General features: G+C 40.8%; 3 protein-coding genes. 1 reads left to right on the plus strand and 2 read right to left on the minus strand.

Features of this window, described 5'->3' with window-relative positions; translation table 11 throughout:
• The first annotated feature begins 239 nt into the window (after positions 1–239).
• Complete coding sequence (locus PLE33_04920) at positions 240–2,447, plus strand: FG-GAP-like repeat-containing protein (protein ID HPS60586.1); 2,208 nt, start codon at positions 240–242, stop codon at positions 2,445–2,447.
• A 43-nt stretch (positions 2,448–2,490) separates the two neighbouring features.
• Here PLE33_04920 and PLE33_04925 read toward each other — a convergent pair whose 3' ends face one another.
• Together PLE33_04925 and PLE33_04930 are read right to left on the minus strand one after the other, a co-directional pair.
• Positions 2,491–4,755, minus strand: coding sequence for a molybdopterin-dependent oxidoreductase (locus PLE33_04925; GenBank protein ID HPS60587.1), 2,265 nt, complete (start codon positions 4,753–4,755; stop codon positions 2,491–2,493).
• Entirely contained in the window at positions 4,745–6,226 is a 1,482-nt protein-coding gene (locus PLE33_04930) for an FAD binding domain-containing protein (protein HPS60588.1), read from the minus strand. Before PLE33_04930 ends, PLE33_04925 begins: the two co-directional genes overlap by 11 nt.
• Positions 6,227–6,328 lie beyond the last annotated feature (102 nt).

The following is a 6,328-nucleotide window of genomic DNA, read 5'->3' on the forward strand; positions in this document are numbered from 1 at the left end:
AAGCAGGAAATGACGAATGCCATAATAAGGATGCATTTTACCTGAAAATTAGGTTAACCACACCAAAATTAAGCTTGTTTTTATAGAAAAACCTTTTAGGGCTACACTCTTTAGGGCTTCTGGGAAGGCGGGAAATAGAAGATAATAGACGGTTGTTTTTTAATAGCGGTTGCAGTTACAGATTGACAACAAAACGGAAAGAAATAGTGTTACATCATACCCGATAAGAGAGGTTAAAAATGAAACGGTTTTATATCTTCAGTGCTATGTTATTTCTGGCATTTTGCCTGAATGCTCAACCCTGGGAAATGGATAACAGTGTTTTTAATCCCAGTGGAGTTCCCAGTTTAACATTTTCTCAGCCCAGATTTATTAACCTGGATGGTGACGGTGACTTTGATTTTTGGTTGGGAAATACGAATCGTCCTCCGCTTTACATTCAGAATAACGGAACTGCAACAAATCCTGCTTTTGGGCAGGGACCAGACCTTTTATCCGCAATTTCTTATCTTGCTTCCGAAATGGCTGTTTCTGCAGATATGAATGGTGATGGAATTTTAGATTTAGTTACCGGGGGCTATACCGGTCTGCATTTGTTTTTAAATAGCGGAACTACTGCCAATCCTGTTTTTACTGAAAGCGGAGGTTATTTTTCCGGTTTAAATGTTGGTTCCATTCCTGTTCCTGATGTAGCGGATGTTGATAACGACGGTGATTTGGATTTGGTTGTGGGCTTAAGTGAAGATGGCAGCGTGATTTTGTATTTTAATATCGGTTCTGCTGTTGCCGGCAATTTTAGTGAAAACAACAGTCAACTTCTTGGTGATATAGGTCTTTATGCTTATCCGGTGTTTTGTGATTTTGATTCTGACGGCAAACAGGATATTTTATGCGGAAGAGATGCTTACGGTTTTGTTTTTTATCAGAACACCGGAACTGCTTCAAATCCTGCCTGGCAGGAAAATAATCCGCTTTTTGCCGGTTTGGGTATGACTACTTACTGGAATTCACCCGATTTGGTTGATCTGAATGGAGACGGACAATATGATCTAATTTACGGAACTGCTGAAGGTCCTTTGCAGTATTATGTGAATAATGGAACTGCCCAAAACCCTTCCTGGCAACAAAATACAGCTCTTTTTGGCGGTGTTTTGGATGCGGGTGGAGCCAGCAATCCTGTTTTTTATGATTTTGATGGTGATGGTGATTACGATTTAATTAGCGGCAGCCAAATGGGAGATATAAAATATTACAGGAATACAGGAACAGCTTATGCTCCTGCCTGGCAAGCAGATAACTCTTATTTTACCAGTATTGACCACTCTATTTATTCTGCCGTAACAGTTGGTGATGTAGATGCAGATGGCTTGCCGGATGTGATTGTAGGGGACTTAAATGGGGGACTTTTCTTTCACCATAATACAGGAACAGGACTAATTGAACAGACCGGTGTTTTACCTGCTGTTTCAGTTGGGGGATGGTCTTGCCCGCGTTTATTAGATATGGATTTTGACGGTGACCTGGATTTAGTTGTTGGGAACGAAGCAGGTAACCTTTTTTACTATCAGAATAACGGAACTCCTGCCAGTCCTTTATGGGAACTGATAAACGGCTTTTTCGGAACAATTGATGTGGGTTCCGATTGTGTTCCCGCTTTTGCTGATGTGGATGAAGATGGTGATTGGGATATGGTTACCGGAAATCTTTTTGGCGAGGTGCAATGTTTTTTACGGGAAAGACAGCTTTGGGTGGAAAATACAATTATTTTCACTGGCATTGAAACCGACCAAAATGCTACCCCGGCTTTAGTGGATTTGGATCATGACGGCGATTTTGATTTGGTTTTAGGTGATTATGACGGCACTTTTAAATTCTATAGGAATCTAAAATACTCCGGGGCAGTATTAAATCCTCCCCAAAATCCAAGTTTTGTGGTAAATGGTGAAGTTACCGTTATGTGGGAAGGACCTATAACTGGTAGCACTTCTCCCTTTGAACATTATAAGGTCTATCTGGATGGTGTTTTTTGCGGTTCCACCACAGAAAATATCTGGGTTTTTTTAGATTTAGAACCAGGCGTTTCTTATATAGTTAGTATAACTACACAGTATGTGGCAGGTGAATCAATTCCTGTAACGCTGGAATTGATTATTACGGGAAATACTGACCCAATCGTTCAGCCCATTGCTTTAACCAATTACCCCAATCCTTTTAATCCTTCTACTACGATAAGCATTACGATTCCTGCAGGTTCTACGGGAACCTTGGAAATCTATAATGTAAAAGGACAAAAAGTTCGGGTTTGGAATTGCCTTCCTTCCGGAGAACAAAGAATTCTTTTTAATGGCTGTGATAAACAGGGTTTGCCACTGCCTTCGGGAGTTTATTTCTGCCTTGCTAAAACGCAAAATGGAGTGCAGATAAAGAAAATGACACTGATGAAATAATGAAGTAAGGAATTTCCCTTAGGGGCTCACGCCTTTGTAGCTATCATTTTATCAGGGATTCCGGGGTGGCAGGAAAGCTAAGTTCTTTCTCCGGATTTGCCTCTTTGCCAGCTGCCTGCAGAGCAAAAAAGACAGACAGTCCATAAATCAAGGGTGGTTCACCAATCCCTTTAGACCCGAAAACACTTGCCTCTTCGGTTGCGGAAGGAATTATTTCTATATAGGTTTCTGCAGGTAAATTACGAATTCCCGGGATTTTATAAGTGGAAGGATTGGCGCTTAAGTAAAATCCTTTTTCGTCATAAATCAGGTCTTCCATAGTGCACCAACCGATTCCCTGTAAAACAGCTCCCTCAATTTGTCCACGGTCAATTACTTCATTTAAGGAATTTCCGTTTTCGTGAACAATAAAAAGTTTACGGATTGTATGTTCTCCCAGCAAAGTATCCAGTTCAACTTCCGCTAAGGCAGCCCCATACACAAAATAGTGAAAAGGATGACCGATGCCTTTATCTCTATCAAACCACAAACCTGGAGTTTTATAATAACCGTAAGCTGCTAAAGGAACTCTTTCCGAATACGCATAACTGACCAATTCAGGAAAAGTGATATACGCATCGGGAAAGTCATTGCCAAAGACCTTGTTTTCGCTAAAGACAATATCTTCGGGAATTACAATCAGCTCATATTTCTGAGCGATAAAAGCAATTGCACTTTGGGTTAAATTCGCTTTAATTTTTTCTGCGGCAAGGCGTGCTGCGTTACCATTTATATCACTTCCTGTTGAAGCAGCGGTAGGTGATGCATTTCCAATGCGTTGGGTGTTACTGCTTTCCACTCTAATTTGGTTTACCGAAATTCCTAAAACCCTGGAAACGACAATTGCCACTTTAGTAGAAAGCTCCTGACCCATTTCTACTCCTCCTGTAGAAACAGAAACGCTGCCGTCTATATAAACCCAAACCAAAGCAGAACCTTGATTGAGAAGTGCAGTAGTGAAAGAAATGCCGAATTTTACAGGAGTGATACCGATTCCGCGTTTATAACGAGGATTGTGTTTATTGAATTCAGCTACTTCTTCTTTAAGCATAGAATAGTTTGTCTTTTCGGCTAATTTAGCATAGATATTATTTAACTGACTATGTGTTATTTCCTGTCCGTAGGGAGTTAGTTGTCCATTTTGATAAGCATTCCTTTGGCGGATTTCCAGGGAGTCTATTTTTAATTGGCGGGCTATCTTATCCAAAATACTTTCAATAACGAAAATACCCTGAGGAGCTCCAAAACCCCTAAAAGCTGTATTTGGAGGTAGATTTGTTTTACAGGCATAACCTCTAATGCGAATATCAGGTATAAAATAAGCATTCTCGCTATGAAACATCGCTCTTTCCAAAATAGCCATAGAAAGGTCGGCATAAGCACCTCCATTGGCAAGTAGCAATAAATCGTAAGCCAGTATTTTACCGTTTTCATCATAGCCAACCCGCCAAAGAGAAGTGAAAGGATGTCTTTTACCTGTATAGTGCATATCCTCAGCCCGGGTAAGTTTTACTAAAACAGGTCTTTTAGTTAAAAAAGCACCCAGGGCAGCCATACAAGCCCAAATTGTAGCTCCGCGTTCTTTTCCTCCAAAAGCACCACCCAAACGGGGAACTTCAATTATAACATCATTTGCCGGAATTCCTAAAACCCGGGAAGCAACTTCCTGAACTTCCATTGTGCTTTGAGTGGCAGTATGCAAAGTAATTCTATTGCCCTCAAAAGGAACAGCCAAACAGCGTTGACCTTCCAGATAGAAATGTTCCTGTCCGGTAGTAACTGTCCTGCCTTGCAAGGTGAAGGGGGCATTTTTTAAAGCGGTTTCTACATCTCCGCTTTCTATTTTGCGTTCGGAAGTATATCCCTGTTTTTTATGGTAGGCATCTTCAGGAGCGAAAATAGCAGGTAATTCCTCAAATTTCAGGATAATCTTAGCGACTGCTTTTTCAGCTATATATTCATCTTCTGCCAGCACCATTGCCAGGGGCTGACCGATATACATAATTTCCTTTTCCGGAAAAAGGGGTTCATCTTTAATAACTGTGCCGATTTGATTGATACCGGGAATAGAGGCAGAAGTGATAACTTTTACCACCCCCGGCATTTTTTTCGCCGCAGATATATCTAATTTGGTGATAAGTGAATGCGCTACGGGAGAAAAGAGAAATTTGGCATAAAGTTCTCCCTGTAAAGGTGGTTCATCAGCTATAAAACGAGATTTTCCACAAAGATGCAAGGTTCCTGAAAGATGATAGGGTTCAGAGTTCATTTTCTGCCTCCTGAAGTTCCTGCAGATATAAAATAAGGTGATTGCGGATTAGTTCTCTGCGAAATAAGGCAGTTCCACGCACATCGGTTAGGGGTTCAAATTCACTTTCTACTTCTTGAACTATGGCAGCCGGATCAAGAGCTTTAATTTGTTTACCTTTAAGGAATTCGGGGAGTTTTTTGGAAAGGACAGGGGTAGAAGCAACCCCTCCTATTGCCAAGGCAGAATTAATAATCCGACCGTTTTTATATTCAATCTTAACGGCAGTAATCACAGAAGAAATATCCACACTTTGGCGTTTGGCTGATTTAACGGTTTTTACATAAGTATCTTCAGTTAGAGGAGGAATAATGATTTCTTTAATAACTTCTCCCTTTTTAAGGGCTGTTTTCCGGTAAGCTATAAAGAAATCTTTCAGAGGTATATGCCTCAATTCCAATCGGGATTGCAACCACAGGGAAGCATTTAAAACCATTAGCAGAGGAATAGTATCACCCACGGGTGAGGCATTGGCAATATTACCTCCCAAAGTTCCCAAATTGCGTATTTGCCGGCTTGCAATTTGGGAAATAAGATTATGCAAAACAGGAAAGTCGGTTTTTACAATGCCGGATTCCCAAAGCTGACTATAAGTAACTGCAGAACCAATATGTAAACCATCCTGCTGTAGATAAAGACGATTGAATTCAGGAATTTTACTAAGGTCAATTAGAACCGGAAACTCTTTACGGTTAATATTCTTCTGCACCATAATATCTGTTCCACCTGCTATACAAACACATTCCGGATGTTCCGCATAGAAGTCAAAAAGCTGTTTAGTTGTTTCAGGCATTAAATAGCAGTTTACCTGTTGCGGAATTTCCGTTCTAACAACCAGCATTGAATCTTGTTCCTGGAAACGGAATAAATCCTGTTCCACTTTTCTACACCAGGCAGGAACTATATCTTTTTCATTTTGGTTGGTGCTAAGTTCATCAACAGCATTTAGTATATTTTGATAAGTGCCACAGCGACAAAGATTTCCTTCCAGAGCAGATAAAACTGTTTTTCTATCAGGATGTGGCTGCATCGCAAAAAGGGCAAATAAACTTAAGACAAAACCAGGAGTGCAATAGCCGCATTGAATTCCGTGATGTGTTAAAAGGGCTTGTTGAATGGGATGTAAATTCTCTGGAGAGCCCAAACCCTCAATAGTGATTAAGTGTTTGCCGTGTAATTTGGCAGCAGGATAGAGACAAGATGTAATTGCCTGATAAGTAATTATGCCTTCAAAAGGGTAAGCAATAACAACTGTGCAGGCACCACAATCTCCTTCATTACAGCTACATTTTGTTCCATAGAGATGTTTTTGAGTATGCAGCCAAGTGAGAGTAGAAATACCCGCAGGAATATCTGCAGTAAGCTTTTCGCCGTTGAGGAAAAAAGTAATGCGGTTTAAGTGAGTATCATATTGGGTAATTTGATGTTGCATAGTTATTCCTCTATAGTTTGGTTGACCGGGAGGTCAACCCTCCGGGGGTTTTGGTTGACCGGGAGGTCAACCCTCCGGGGGTTTTGGTTGACCGGGAGGTCA

The organism is Candidatus Cloacimonas sp., from assembly GCA_035403355.1.
Lineage (GTDB): Bacteria > Cloacimonadota > Cloacimonadia > Cloacimonadales > Cloacimonadaceae > Cloacimonas.